Source organism: Clostridium sp. (genome assembly GCF_032552055.1).
In the GTDB taxonomy this organism is placed as follows: domain Bacteria; phylum Bacillota; class Clostridia; order Clostridiales; family Clostridiaceae; genus Clostridium.
Map to the genome: position 1 here is coordinate 1 of NZ_JAWGSV010000053.1, position 15,750 is coordinate 15,750.

General features: G+C 28.6%; 10 protein-coding genes. 1 reads left to right on the forward strand and 9 read right to left on the reverse strand.

The window, feature by feature from the left end; genetic code table 11:
- Positions 1-52 precede the first annotated feature (52 nt).
- On the forward strand, positions 53-1,627 hold the full coding sequence (locus E6248_RS05795; RefSeq protein ID WP_316339871.1) for a helix-turn-helix domain-containing protein: 1,575 nt from the start codon (positions 53-55) through the stop codon (positions 1,625-1,627).
- Between the two features lie 78 nt (positions 1,628-1,705).
- Here E6248_RS05795 and E6248_RS05800 read toward each other — a convergent pair whose 3' ends face one another.
- The 9 genes from E6248_RS05800 to E6248_RS05840 all read right to left on the reverse strand — a co-directional run bounded on the left by E6248_RS05800 (position 1,706) and on the right by E6248_RS05840 (position 15,712).
- Positions 1,706-2,503: a response regulator gene (locus E6248_RS05800; protein ID WP_316339872.1), complete on the reverse strand. Its 798-nt coding sequence runs from the start codon at positions 2,501-2,503 to the stop codon at positions 1,706-1,708.
- The gene (locus E6248_RS05805; RefSeq protein WP_316339873.1) at positions 2,497-4,305 is read right to left on the reverse strand and encodes a histidine kinase; all 1,809 of its coding nucleotides are present in this window, start codon (positions 4,303-4,305) and stop codon (positions 2,497-2,499) included. Before E6248_RS05805 ends, E6248_RS05800 begins: the two co-directional genes overlap by 7 nt.
- Positions 4,306-4,573: 268 nt before the next feature.
- Positions 4,574-8,254 (reverse strand): DUF4832 domain-containing protein, encoded by a 3,681-nt coding sequence (locus E6248_RS05810; protein WP_316339874.1) that lies wholly within the window; start codon positions 8,252-8,254, stop codon positions 4,574-4,576.
- Positions 8,255-8,295: 41 nt separating this feature from the next.
- Positions 8,296-10,272, reverse strand: coding sequence for an alpha-galactosidase (locus E6248_RS05815; protein WP_316339875.1), 1,977 nt, complete (start codon positions 10,270-10,272; stop codon positions 8,296-8,298).
- Positions 10,253-11,230, reverse strand: coding sequence for a BadF/BadG/BcrA/BcrD ATPase family protein (locus tag E6248_RS05820; protein WP_316339876.1), 978 nt, complete (start codon positions 11,228-11,230; stop codon positions 10,253-10,255). Before E6248_RS05820 ends, E6248_RS05815 begins: the two co-directional genes overlap by 20 nt.
- A 23-nt stretch (positions 11,231-11,253) precedes the next feature.
- Entirely contained in the window at positions 11,254-12,486 is a 1,233-nt protein-coding gene (locus E6248_RS05825; protein ID WP_316339877.1) for a Gfo/Idh/MocA family oxidoreductase, read from the reverse strand.
- 95 nt (positions 12,487-12,581) lie between these two features.
- The gene (locus tag E6248_RS05830; RefSeq protein WP_316339878.1) at positions 12,582-13,463 is read right to left on the reverse strand and encodes a carbohydrate ABC transporter permease; all 882 of its coding nucleotides are present in this window, start codon (positions 13,461-13,463) and stop codon (positions 12,582-12,584) included.
- Between the two features lie 12 nt (positions 13,464-13,475).
- Positions 13,476-14,363: a sugar ABC transporter permease gene (locus E6248_RS05835; protein ID WP_316339879.1), complete on the reverse strand. Its 888-nt coding sequence runs from the start codon at positions 14,361-14,363 to the stop codon at positions 13,476-13,478.
- A gap of 71 nt (positions 14,364-14,434) precedes the next feature.
- The gene (locus E6248_RS05840) at positions 14,435-15,712 is read right to left on the reverse strand and encodes an extracellular solute-binding protein (protein WP_316339881.1); all 1,278 of its coding nucleotides are present in this window, start codon (positions 15,710-15,712) and stop codon (positions 14,435-14,437) included.
- Positions 15,713-15,750: the final 38 nt, after the last annotated feature.

Sequence of the window (15,750 nt, forward strand, 5' to 3'; positions counted from 1 at the left end):
GATTCCTTAGGTATAGCTTTTAATTTATATAATGAATTTTTGAGGTTTGTATATGGGTATTAATAATTCAACTTTAGCTTTAATCAAATACATATTAGATAAGAAAAAAGTCAGCATAAAAAATGCTTCAATGCATTTTAATAAAAATGAATCTACTATTCGAAGAGAAATTGAAACTATTAATTTACATTCAAGAAATAAAGAAATCATTTTAATAGATAATGGGATACTTACTACTTCTTTAAACTATACTGAATACACTGAATTTATTAAGTCCTTATCCATTAGCCAGTATTCTTCTACACCATATGAAAGAATAAATACTATTTTAATTAGTGCTTTAATTAATGATTGTGTAAATTTAACTTCCCTTTATAATGAATTGGGATTATCCATTACTACTAAGAAAAATGATACAAAGCTATTAAAAACAATATTAGAGGAAAAGAATTTAAAATTAACTGTTTTAAAAAAGAAAGGTATAAAAATTGAGGGGGATGAAAGAATCTTTAGGTTGCTTGTTATAAAGCAATTACAACTAATAATGGATGTAAATATTGATTATAAGTTAGAAAGAAGAAAAGCAAATACTCCTTTCGAAAACCATGCTTTTAACTTATTTATTGAAAAAATATCCTCCTATAATAGCATCATAAATGAAAAGCTCTTATACTTTATAAATAATATTAATGTAAATATATCTTATTTATCACGGAAATTTTTAGTTCTATATTTATCAGTTTCAGTATTCCGCCAAGAAAACGCTTATCCCTTAAACTCTATTACTAACGTTCCAATAAAAGTTACTAATCATAGAATCTTTAATAGTGATCTTGAGAACCAAGAATTTAGCAATATAGTTTCAATACTAGATACTAATCCTTCACAGCCCTTCCCCTTTGATGAAAAATTATTAAAGCTATCTAATATATTTGTAGATAATTTACTATTAGATATTAAGGCAAATATTATAAAGAAGGATCAATTTATAAAAGAAATATATTATTTTATGTACAAACAGATTTCTTCACACTACTTAGATGTGTACTTTGATGATAAGACAGTAAATAACGTTGAAATAGCTTTACCTAAAATTCATAAAGTTATTTCTAATAACCAAATTATTTTTAAAGATAAATACAATATTGAGCTTAATAATATTCAAGTTTCAACACTATCACTGATAGCTAAAAAATGGCTGAATATCACTGCTTCAGTTAAAAGAAAAAGCTTAAAAATAATTCTAGTAACAAATATAGTATATGAAAGAATTCAATTTTTTGAAGAACTAATAAAATCCTACTACGATGTTACACTAGTTGGAGTATTCACCCTTTATGATATAGAAAAAATTAAAACTATAGACTATGACTTTATAATATTATTTTCAAATAGAATGCTATCAGTAATAAAAGAGCAGTTTAAAAATGCAATAAAGGTAAACTTCTTCTTAAGCGATGAAGATATTAAAATTCTAAATAGCTGTGGCTTTAACCCATCAAAGAAAAGAATCTTAGCTCATGACTTCATTGAAGATATTAAAAGACTAAAATCTATAAATGAAGCCATATTATTTAAAAGACTAGAGAACCATATGAAAGAAAAATATACCGATTATTTCTTATAAAAAGAAAGATAGTAGCTAGTTTCGTTTTTACACAAAATTAACTACTATCTCTTCTTTTTCTTACTTCATAATTTTTAATTACTCTATTTTCTTATACTGATTAGGTGTACACCCAACATATTTCTTAAATATACTTGCAAAATATCTTTCATCTTTATATCCTACTTTTTGAGCTATATTGTATATTTTATAATCTGTATTTTTAAGTAATATCTTAGCTTTTTCAATTCTTAAATGTATTATATATTCTAATAATTTTCTTCCTGTCTCATTTTTAAACATTGAACATAAATAATTCGGATGAATGTGAACTATATTAGAAAGATGTTCTAAATTTAGATTATCTCCTATATTTTCTTGTATATACTTAACAACATCTATTATTGTTTCATTTCGAATAACCTTATCATCTATTAAAACTTCTTTACCTTGTATAGACTTAAATGCTCTATCTCCTATTATATCCTTATAATTATTTATACATTTATTATTAAATTTTTCTTTATTAATTTCATATACTGCATCTTTTATAGCTTCTTCTAAATCGAATTTATCAACAGGCTTTAATAAATATCTGAATACCCCTTCTTTTAAAGCTTGTTGAGCGTATTTAAAGTCATCATATCCACTAAGTATTATAAATATCGTATCTACTCCATTTTTTTTTAATCTTCTAACTAGCTCTATACCATTGCAAAATGGCATATTTATATCTATAACTGCTATATCAAAGCTTTGCTCTTCAAAAATCTTCAATGCATATATACCATCTTCAGCATCCGCCTTAATATTAATATCAAAACTTTCCCAATCTAGTAAAACTTTAAGGCCTTCTCTTATTAGATATTCATCGTCAACCAATATACAATCTAACATTCCTCTTCCCCCTCATTATAGATGGCTAAAGTTATTTTTACACCTGTTCCTACGGCCAATTTACTATTTATGCTAATACCATATTTATCACCATACAATAATTTTATTCTCTTATTTATATTAGCAAGCCCTATACTCTTTTCATTTTCTGAAAAACTATTAAAATCAGAATTTATTATGCTATTTATTTCAATTACCTTTTCTTCATCAATGCCTATTCCATTATCATTAACCTCAATTATTATCTTTTCCTCTAAAATATAAGCTTTTATCTCTATTAGCCCATTTTCATTTATATGGTTAATTCCATGGGTAATTGAATTCTCAACTATAGGTTGCAAAATAAATTTAGGCACCTTTTGTGACAATAAATTATCATCAAAACTAAATCTCCAATTAATTCTATCTCTCATTCTATATTTATGAATTTGTAGATATTCCTTTACATGATCAATCTCATGTTTAAATGAAACAATAGCGTCCGTCTTTTTAATTGTCATCCTAAATAATTTTGATAAAGTATTTACCATTTCTGATACTTCCACGTCCTTATTAATTAGTGCTTTCATCCTTATACTATCTAAAGTATTATATAAAAAGTGTGGATTAATTTGATTTTGCAATGCATAGAACTCCGCATCTTTATTCCTTAATATAATCTCATTCGCCCTTTGTTCCGCTTTAATTTCTTTAATTCTATAATTATTTATCATAATAAGCATATCCTCAATAGAATTACTTATTTTTGCTATTTCATCTCTATTATTAGATCTAAAACTCACTTCCTTTTCCCCATTTGAAACTCTATTTAACTTTTCTATTATTTCTTTTATTCCATATGAGAAAATACGTGATATTGTAATAGCTATCATTATTGATAATAAAACTGCTGTAGCAATAGATATCCATACAGTTTTATTTAAAATTTCTTTTCCCTTAATTAATTTATCAAATTTAAAAATACTTACTACCTTTGCTCCAGTAGATTCTGACGTTTTAAAACTTACAAGCTTATTCCCTATAAAAAAATGTCCGCTTTCTTTTTCCAATACATTTTTATTATCATTTTTCACTATATCATCTATATATCTACTTTCATCTCCATAGATAACTTGTCCATTAATATCTATTAGAAATACTTCTCTTTCTTCTTTAAGTCCATCAGTATCTATAACTCTTTCTAAGCCATTTTTTCTTATAAAAAATAATATATATCCTTCTACTTCTTGACTATAGAAGTCCTTTAAAGATCTACCTACAATAAAGTAATTATCATAATAATTTTCCTCAGTTATTGTATCTATAACCATCATGTCATCTACTGAACTAGATTCAAAAATATCATTCCAAAAATCAAAATCAAAGTCATAAATATTGTTATATAATGTATCCCTAAAAATTGGAGATTCATTATGTATTGCCGGCTTTTTGTCTAATGAAAATGCTATTCCTAAAACATCTTCTCTTATTATTGATATCTCTGAAAAAAATTTGTTCATTATTCTTTTATCAGAAGTATTTAAGTATTTATTATTATCATTAAAAATAATATCTTCTATATCTATATTAGAATATACTAATCCTGATAAAACCTTCATATCTCTTATATACTCATTTATACTAAGATCTAACTGCTCTGTCATTTGTATTCCGTCATTAATACCACTTTCTCTAACCGATCTATCTATTTTTCCATAAAAGATGCTTAATATAAGTAACATAAATAAAGTAAACGATATAAAAATAATAATCATCATTCTTAATCTTAAGTCATTTTTCAAAGAATCTATATCTATCTTCATTAAACTATACCCCTATTCGTTTGATCAAACTTTATCATGACACATTTATATTTTATCAGTCATTCACTTATATGTAAAATTTATTAAAAAATAAAATTTACATAAGAAACTTACATATTAAATTATGCTATCGCTTATGATGAGACAGCTTGTCTTGAAGTGTAAACATTACCAAATATAAGTTCAGCTTTAATAAAATCAACAGTTAGTTCATCATCGTTATAATCTATATTATAACCTCAATAATTTTATATTTTTTTAATTTAGGTTATATATTTTTTCTTTTTCTATACATAATATATCCTAATGCAGTTAGTCCTGTTCCTATTGTAAATAGATTTACTCCTCCTACTCCAGTATTTGGTAAATCACTTTCCACTAATGATTCATTTACTTTAACCTTACATGTAGCCTTATAATATCCTTCTTTTGTAGCTACAGTAATTAGAGTTTCTCCATCTCCTATTGCCTTTACTACACCATTTTCAATAGTTGCAACTTCATTATCATCACTTCTCCAAAATATTTCCTTATTTGTTGCATTTTCAGGCTTTACTGCTGCATTTAATTTAACCTCTTCTCCTACATTAAGACTTATTTCTTCTCTATCTAAAGTTATTCCAGTTACTTTAACCAAATCTTCCTTAGCTTCTTTATTTACCTTAATACTATTAAGTTCATATCTTCCATCATCTCTTTTTCCTTCAATAGCAAGATTAATTTCAGGATTTTGAGTTTCTGGATTATTTATCGAAGCTAGTATTGTATAGCTTCCAGCTTCTAAATTATTTGGTATATCTATTTGAGTGTTAACTTCATTTAATCCTGGTAGCCATTCTTTAATATCAGCTTCTGTATTATATCTATATGCTATAGCTCCGTTCTCATCAGCTAAAGCTATTTCTAATGGCCATTCAAAGTAAAATGGTGCAATACCTTTATTATTCCATACCATATTTATATCTAGCTTTTCTCCAGCCTTTACTTCTTTATTTGTTGTAATTGACTCTAAAATATATCTATATCCAATAGTCTTATGGAACATATCTACATTTTCCATTATTGGTGAGCCTTGTTCTGCAGGTATTTTAACTTTATCCCCATTCTCATTAACTTTATCTTCACCTATATCTAGTGGTGAGCATGGACCCATAAATGTAGTATGACTTATTCTAGCTAAATTTATTGTACTAGTTACTCTGTCATCTTCTAATGCTGTTCTTGCATTACCATGAGAAAACTCTCCTCCTGAAAATGCATATTTCCAAAAATCAGGTACTGGCTTCATATTTTTATCATTTATTTCATCATAGCGACCATTATTAATCCAATCTACCCACTCTTCTGTTCCACCTTTATCACCAAACATATCATTAAATAAACCTAATTTATTCTCTTCTGCTATATCATAAGGCTTTCTCATTCCAAGCATTTTATTTGATAAGTTGTCAATATAGTGTTGTACATATTGATTTGAAATATCTTCTTTTGGAAATTCTCCTGAACCTGATGGCCATGTATGCCATTCACCCCAATGTCCAAGACTACCTAGTTTAAGGTAAGCTATTGATTGATCATTATTATATCTTTCTCCAAAAGATTCAATTAATTTCTTGTGATTTTCAATTATAATTGGATTGCTGTAGTTTGGACTAAATCCACCGCCACCAATTTCTTCTTTATAGTACCAAGTACCATCTCCATCAATCTCATCATATAGCCATGCTGGAATATCTAAATCTTCATAATCTTCTTCTCCATCCCTATTAGCTCTTGGCTCCTCTAGATAAATTCTCATTACAAATTTAACATCTCTACTTCTCCAGTAATCAAAGTTATATTTTTTTTCTATGGCTTCCCAATTATATATTCCTTTTTCTGGCTCAATTTCATTCCAACTCATATTAACATATACAAGGTTTTGCTCATAACCTGTATCTCCAGTTTCTGCCCATGATGCAAATCCCATATATGGATTATGAAGTACATCCATATTTTCTATTGGGTAAAATGTATTTTCTTTTAATTCTCTGTTAATTATAGTTTTCACTTCTGAGAATCCTAAATCTTTATTAGGAATTGATATTGTATCATTTATTCTTGCTGCTAAATTAATTTTATCAATGTTAAATAACTCAATATCCTTTAAGTTAACTTCATAAACTACTCTATCAGAATATAAATCAACATTTATAGATTTAATTCTATTCCACTCTCCATTATTATTTTTATATAAAGAATTTCTTTCAATCTTATATTCAGCACCATTATCTATGTTATCATCAGATATATATATATTATTATTACTGTTTAGTCCCGAACCATCTATCCTTACATATAGCTTATTAGCATCTATAGCAGCTGAAAGTTTATACTCTACATCACCTTTATCTATTCCTTGAGTTATGCTATTCCAATCACTGTCACTTCCATCTATTTCTATTTTTATACCTTCCTTTGATAATGGTCTTACTAAATCCTCTCCTATATTGGGAAGATATGTTTCTGGAGTTTCAATATATGCTGATAACTTTAAATTTGGGCTTACATTTTCTAATAAGCTTAAATCTACTGATACTTCTATATCAGTACCATTTCTTACCCATTTACATTCTGCTACTGGTTCTTGTGACCAAGACCACCCAGAGCCTATACTCTTATATATTTTTCCATTTTCAATAAAATAGTCACATCCATTATTAGCCCATGGCCATAAAAGACATCCTGTATTTGCTGTATTGTCACTATCTAAAAATATCCCATTAACTTCACCAAGTTCTGATGCTTCAATTAATATATCAAGTTTATCATCTTTTCTTATTGATTTAATAGATTTTAATCTATTTTCACCAACAGCAATGCTAGGTATTAAACCCCATTCTTCTTTTTCACCATCAATATTAACCTCTGGTATTGAAACTAGTGTTTTATTAGTTTCAGTTCCTATAGCTGGTAAAGATAAATTACCTCCATTAAATCCAATCTTTATATCTTTAACATCACCTAAATCTTTAATATTTAAATACATTTCTATAAACTTTTGTGAATTTTCTTCACCTGCTCTATACTCAATTGTCTTTATAGAGTCCCACATCCAACCTGTTCCTGTGCTTTTAAATAATTCTCCATTCTCTAATAAAAAGTCTGCTCCCATATCTGCCCAATTATAATCTAAAGCACAACCAGTATCCTTATTTCCATCAACATTTATAAAAATATCGTTCCACTCTGCAAGCTCGCCAACTACTTTTATATGTAGTTTTCCATTTTGGATAGCACTATACATTTTTCCTAAACCATTTTCATCTTCATATAATGGTTTAGTATCTGCCCAATTTGCATATCCATCTTCATTAATTAAAATTTGCTCTGCGAAATTAGACATTTCTGGATCTACTGATAAAAGTCTTGTTCCTGCATCAGGCAAATAATATTCACCATCTTTACTTGCCCCAACCTTTATTTTTTTCCCTTCTTCAACCCCCATATCTTCTAATGATACTGCGACCTCTGTTACAGTATCATTAATTGCTATTTTAGCATTCGAAGTATCTATCCAACTATTATTATCACTATTAAATTTATATAACTTATTTTCTTCTATTTTATAATCAATTCCCTTTGAGTCATTCCAAGTTGAAATGCTCGTTCCAGTTTTTGAATCATTATCGCTATCAACATAAACAATTGTATTTCCATTAATATCTTCACTTGATTTTAAATAAACATATAATTGATTATCTTTTTGTATAGCCTTAATAGTATTTAGCATATTTTTGTAATTGCTAATTGGCTCTATCCCCTCCCAATCCACATATGAAGTTGAATTAGTTATGTCTAGTTTATTACTTTTTAATGAATAATTCATTTCTGCAGCTACAATATGGTTACTTAGCATTATACTTGTGGTTATTCCAAAGGCTATCCCCCTTGAAATTCTCTTTTTCATTTTTAATCCCCCTCAAAGTAATTAATTATACTAAATATTTTTTATTTAATTTCAATAGCTTGAACTAATATATTATCCTTAAATGATACTTCTAACTCTCTTCTTTTATTAGTTACTTTCCCTAATTTTATATCGTTTACATAATCGTATATCTCATATTCTTTATCTTTTTCTAAGCCTCTAAATTCTAGCTTTCCATTATACTCCTTTTCATAAAATGAATAGTACATTGAATTATCCTTTTCTATTACATATGCTTCTGGATAATCATATCCTATATCATATAAGTCACCTCTATAAATCCCCTTTGAAAGCATTTTCTCATTATAAAGCTTAATCCATTTTCTATATTTCTCTTCCTTTTTACTATTTAATCCAAAAGGATCCTCTTCTCCTGGTCTTAATTGTGAATCCACCATACTACCTAATGGCCATGTGAATTTTGTTCCTATTACTCCTCCTATACCTACCGTTGATGCAAAATCATCAAATCCATCACTAAGCTCTACATGGTCTCCATGATATGGAGCTCTTTCACTCATTAAAGCCTTAAATACTTTCCCTTTACTTCTTACTTGGTAAGAACTTTCTGGATCTGAAGCCACTGGTACATTATAATATGGCATTGTATATAATGAATATGTTGTTCCACATGGACAATACATTATAGTCACTTCTTTTTTTAACTCTCTTGCTACATCATATATTTTTTTCATTATTAATGTCATCCACTCTACTGATTCATAGGAGTTTTTATGGTTATGGTGTGTATTATAACATCTAGCTGATGAATTTAAATGTTGTCCATCTATTTTAATACCATCATAATTCCAATCTATTAATATTTTTCTTAATTGTCTTTCTATATCATCTTGTACTTCCTTATATGCTGGACATAAGTAATAACAATCCCACCAAGTAATTAATTGCTCTTTTCCTTCTTTATCCTTAAGAAGCCATTCTGGATGATCTTTATATAATTTTGACTTTGGATCTACAGCTAATGGTACCCACCATAGTTGTGCCTTTAAGCCTTCATTATGAATATGGTCAACAAAGTTTCTCATATCAATATCTCCATTAGGAAATTTTCTAGGATCCAATTCTAAATCCCCTTCTTCTAACTGATATCCATCATCAAGGCATACCCATTTTAATCCAAGCTCTTTAACCTTTGGAATTGCTCCGTATATTTGCTCTAAATTGAAGTTTCTTTCATATCCCCAAGCACACCAAGTAGCCTCATATGCCTCATCTACATAATCATCAAATTTAACACCTAAATCTATCATAATATCTCTATATGTTTTTAAACCATTAAAACAATCTCCTTCATGAATAGTTATTATAGATGGATATGTTTCGAATATTTCATTTTCTTTTAAATCAATTTTTTCATTACTTTCAAACTTTAATATAGCTTTATCTTCTAAAACCTGTATAGGTAATGAAACTTCCTTTTGTGTTAAACCTATATGCCCTAATAATATTCCATAATTCTTTGTCCAAATATCAACTACTGGAGTACCACCACCATAATCACTACTATTCATTCCCATAAAGTTATCTTGTTCATACCCTTGATTTAATGGATTTATCCAGTCTGGCCTATCTTCATAACTTGCGCCCTGATAACTATAGAATGGGACTTCATCATTGTTTGAATTTATACTTAAATTATAGTTACTCCATTTTGTAATACTTACAGTATCTTCTGAATTATTTTTATACTTTACTTTTAAAAACAAAGTAATGGGGTATTTATCATATATTTCATATTCCTCTATTTTTTCTAAAGCTCTTCTCGATGAATTTGTTTCCCATATAATCGTAGTTTTTTCACCTTCCCCTAGTATCTCATGTTTTATATTTTCTTTATTAATACTTTTAATTTCGAATGTATTTTCAGCTCTATTATCAATATGAATTCTATTAAGATTAACTCCTGATATTATTTTTTTATCTGATTTTATTATCTCAACCTTTTCATTTACAATATTAATTAATATCTTTTTCATAAACCTCTCCCTTTAATTTTAATACATCCTTATCTGTTAATTTATTTCCTCCTAAGGTATAAGCAAGTAATACCGCTCCATACCAGGGCTCTAATATTGGTGGAATAACCTCACAATTTAAATCTTTTAAATATTCCTTTAATGGTTCCAATATAAGATCTCCTGCTTTAAAAACTCCGCCTGTATATGAAACTATAAATTTATCTTTAAATGACAATTTATTATCCAAGGCTATTACATTTAAATATAATTCATAAGCTGCATTTTTTAATATTCCCTTACACTTTTCACAGCCTTTTTCTGCTGCCATGGAACATATTCTAGAAAACTTAGCTAGTTCTGCTCTTGAAAGCTTCATTTTATTAAATATAATTTCAGTTATTTCAAAATTATAAGTTATATTATATTCTCTTTCTATCATATCTACCAAAATTGTTTTCTTTTCTCTACCATCTTTTTGCTTTGTATAAGCTTCTATAGTCTTTACTCCAATCCAGTAGGCACTTCCTTCATCTCCAATAACAGGTCCCCATCCACCTGACCTTCCTGAATTTCCAAACTCATCTATTCCAAAAGCTATACTTCCTGTTCCAGATACTATATTAACTCCTGGTTTACATAATGTAGCTGAGGCCCATCCAACAACTACATCATTATCTATTTTATAAAGGGTTTTAGTTAATACACTTGATACTATTTCATCTATATTTTTTTTGTCAACTTCACTTTCACCATATCCAGGAATCCCTAAAAATGCAAAGCCTATATCCGTCTTTTCAATACCTTTACTTTTACATATAATATCTATATTTTTTACTAACTCCTCTTTTAATCCTTTCTTTCCAATTTGGTGAATATGTGTAGTGCCACCTTCAATATTTGCTAATACATCTAAATGTTCATTTGCTATTATATATCTAGTTTTAGTTCCTCCACCATCAATACCTAAAAAATACACTATTCTTCATCACCTATCATTTCTTATATTTTAACTACTTTATTATTTAATCTTGACTCTTCTGCTGCGAAAGCCATTAAGTGACTTTGGAGTGACTTGTTTGCACTTGATTCTGAATCTTTATTATCTGTTGTTAGAATATTGAATAAATCTTTCATTAATCCCTCATCGCCACCATTATGCCCTCCATTTACTTCCTCTACTCTATATACCTCTTTTTTAATTTCTTCCATACTATTTGACGGAAATTTAATCACTTCTATAGAATTAGTCGCATCATTACCTCTTATTTCACCTTTTGTTCCCATTATCTTTATTGTTCTTGAAATTTCATGAGTAAATCCTGATAAATTAAATGTTGCTGTTACACCATTTTTAAATTTAATTATTGAAACTTGATGATCACAAACTGTATTATCACAATTAAATACACATCTACCATATTGATTTTCACTTAATGCTTTAATCATTTCATCCTCTTCTTGAATATCAGAAACTACATTCGCAGGCCAATTCCCTTTAATAGGAAGATATACTTTTCTAGAATCAAATATACAATCATTTACATTGCATTCAATACATCTATCTCCTGCACCTTTTGGCTTATTCTCTTTTGTAAAAAATGTTAAATCTCCAAATGAGGAAATTTTTTCACAATCATCTTCTACAAGCCATACTAATATATCTAGATCATGACAACTTTTTTGAAGTATAATTGGTGAAGAATCCTCACTTCTTCTCCAGTTACCTCTAACAAAACTGTGTGCCATATGCCATATACCTACATTTTCATTATGCTGAATATTTATTACCTTACCAATTGCTCCACTTTTTATAATTTCTTTAATTTTTCTAAAAAAAGGAGTATATCTAAGAACATGACAAATCATTAATAATACTCCTTTTTCTTGTGATTTCTTAACAATCTCTAAACACTCTTCTTTACTTGGTGATATTGGTTTTTCAAGAAGGATATCATATCCTAAGTCTATTGCCTTTAATGTTTGTTTATAATGCATTTCATCCATAGTTGCAATTATTAATAAATCTGCAATTTTACCTTTTGAAAAAAAATCTTTTGTGTTAGTAAATATATTTTCTTCTTTTATTCTATGCTCCTTTGAAATCTTATTTCTTCTATAATCATTAGGCTCAACTACTGCAATTACTTTCCCTTGTTCTGGATGATTTTTTATATATTCTGCATACACATCTTGACCTCTTTGTCCTGCCCCGATTATTGCTACTGTTTTCATACATTCTCCTCCTATTAACTATTATTAATTTATAAACACAAGTTAAATTTAAACTATTATAACTTATTCTCAACTAATTCTTATGCCTTTTCTATCTATTTAATGGATGCTCCAATATCCATATTTTCAAAGGATTTTTGGAATATAATATACATTACAACCATTGGTATAACTGCCATCATTGCTGCTGCCATCATTGATGGGAAATCTGTAACATATTGTCCCTTCATTAAAGACATTGCAACTGGTAATGTAAGTTTATCTTGTGATGAATTAACTATTAATGGCCATAATAAATCATTCCAAGACCATATTGCTGTTTGCATACCAAATACTGTTACTGCACCCTTTATTATTGGAGTTGCTATTTGAAAAAATATTCTAAGATGTCCTGCTCCATCAATACTTGCTGCATCTATAAGAGCCTGTGGTATTGATAAGTAAAATTGTCTCATCATAAATATTCCATAAGCTGTAAAAAGATTGGGTAACCATATTGCAGTTAATGTATCTAATAACCCAAGATTATTCATCATATTAAATTGTGGTAATAAGAATATTTGACCTGGTACCATCATTATTACTAACACTAGAGAAAACAAAAACTTTTTACCTTTGAAATCATACATAGCAAATGTATATCCTGCAAAAGATGCAATTAATACACTGCCTACAACTCTTATTAAAGTAGCTATAATACTGTTAAGATAAAACTTCCCAAATGGAATCATATCAAAAACATTTTTATACGCATCCAGACTTGCATCCCCTGGAATTAATGCAGGTGGCATAGATGTCGCTTCTTGAAAAGTCATTAATGATGTTGATATCATTTGAAAAAATGGCCATATCATTATTACGGAGAGCATTCCCAAAAAGATATATATTCCAATGTGTGATTTCTTTATTTTAAATTTTTTAAGCTTAATTTTTTTAGATTTACTTTTAATTTTTATATCTTTAACCTTAATATTCATATATTCCACCTCCTAATTATCATAATGAACCCATTTCTTTTCCAATCTTGTTTGTATAAATGTAAAGATACTAATGAGTACGAATATAAATACTGCAATTGCTGCTCCATATCCTTTTTCTCCTTTGACAAATACTTCATTATAAAATAAATAAACTATTGTTTTTGTAGAAGATAATCCAGCACCAGTTCCTATCATCATAAACACATTATCAAACATTTGAAATAACGCTATAAAATTAGTTATTATTAAAAATAGTATTGTTGGTGATACCATTGGAATTGTTATTTTGAAAAATTTCACAACTTGTGATGCACCATCAATTGAAGCAACTTCATACAATTCTTTAGGAACTCTCTGGAATGCTGCAGATAATATAAGGATCTGTCCTCCAAGCATTCCCCATACCCCAATAATAACTAACAATACCCAAGACCATTCTGGATTTTGGCTCCATGAAATTGGTTGTCCACCAAATAATTGAATTATTCTATTTAATATTCCATAATTCATACTAAAAATATACCCCATGACTACTGCTATTGCTGCTGGCATAGTTACTACTGGTAAATAGAATAGTACTCTAAAAAATGACTTTCCTCTAATTTCGTTATTTAACATGTACGAAATTACTAATGATAACAATAAACTTATTGGTAATATAAATAACACCATCCTTACAGTATTGAACACAGCCGTCCATACTTCTGGATTTGTTAATACCTTTTGATAATTTTGAAATCCAATAAATGTTTTACTTCCAAATCCATACCAATCCATAAAACTATAACTGAAACTTAGAAATATAGGTAATATTGAGAAAATTGCCATACCCACTATTGCAGGTAATAGAAATGTATAGGCTATTCTTGTATTCTTTTTTGTTCTTGGTAAAGCCATATATTATCACTCCTTAAAATTAACGCCTTTACTAAAATTAATTAGTATAGGCGTAATTATTAAATCAACTTTTACTTACGTTGTAATATTGCATCTACTTCTTCAGTAACTTTATTTATACCATCATCAACTGAAATTGTTCCATTATAAACTTCAGTCATTATCTCTATCTCTTTTTGTTCCCACCCTGTAGCTACAGCTCTTGGGTGCATTTGACCATTTTTATTTGCATCCTCAATTACTTCTTTAAGTTCTGGGAATTGTGATAAACTTTCATAATATAAATCTGCCATATTGATTTTTGCTGGTAATACTCCTGCATCTTCTGCTAATATCTTATTAGCTATATCAGTTGTTAGGAATTTTACAAATTCTAATGCTGCTTCTTTATTTTCTGATTTTGCTGATACTGCTGTTCCTGTTCCATGAACTAAAGCTCTAGTATCTGTTTTTCCCTTAGGTAATAATGCCACTCCTAATTGATCTGCTATTGGGCTATCTTTTAAAGTATTTAATGCATATGTTCCTATATAAGCAAAAGCTGATTTACCTTCTGACATTATAGCAACTGGCCATCCTTCTGCTTCTGATGGAGTTGGGATTACTTTATACTTTTGGACTAAGTCATACATAAATTGTACAGCATCTTTATTGGCTGGATTATGATATCCTGATTGATTTTTACTAGTATCTAAAACGCTACCACCAGCTTGTGCTATAAAGTTCCACGTACCTGTATAAGTTTCATTGGCTACTCCAAAATAAAATGGTGTAACTCCTTCAATATTAGCCTCCTTAACCTTAGTTGTAGCTGTAACAAGTTCATCCCAATTAGTTGGCACTTCTGCACCTGCTGTCTCTAATATTTTCTTGTTATAAGCTAAACATATGGTGTCCCAATCTCTTGGTAGTGCATATAATTTCTCATCAAATGTATATATATTTTTAACTGGTTCTATAAATTGGTTTAAATCTACATCCTTTAATGTATCTGTTAAATCTTCAATCATTCCTGCATCCACATACTTTTCAATATTTGAAGCATTGTATGTTATAACATCAGGTAATTTATCAGCTTGTGCACCTGTTTCAAGCTTAGTCCAATACTCTCCCCATGGAGTTACCTCAATCTTCACTTTTATATTTGGATTTTCCTTAGTAAATTCTGAAGCAATCTTCTCCATAGCTGGAGCTTGAGCTTGATCCCAAAGTGCAAATGTTATTTCTGCTTTCTTTCCACTGTTATCTTTTTCTTTATCATCTTTAGATCCACCACATCCAACTATACTTAAAGATATTACCGATACAGCTACTCCAGCTATAATCCTTTTTAAGACTTTACTTTTCATTTCAAATCCCCCTATACTTTTAACATCAAATTCATCAG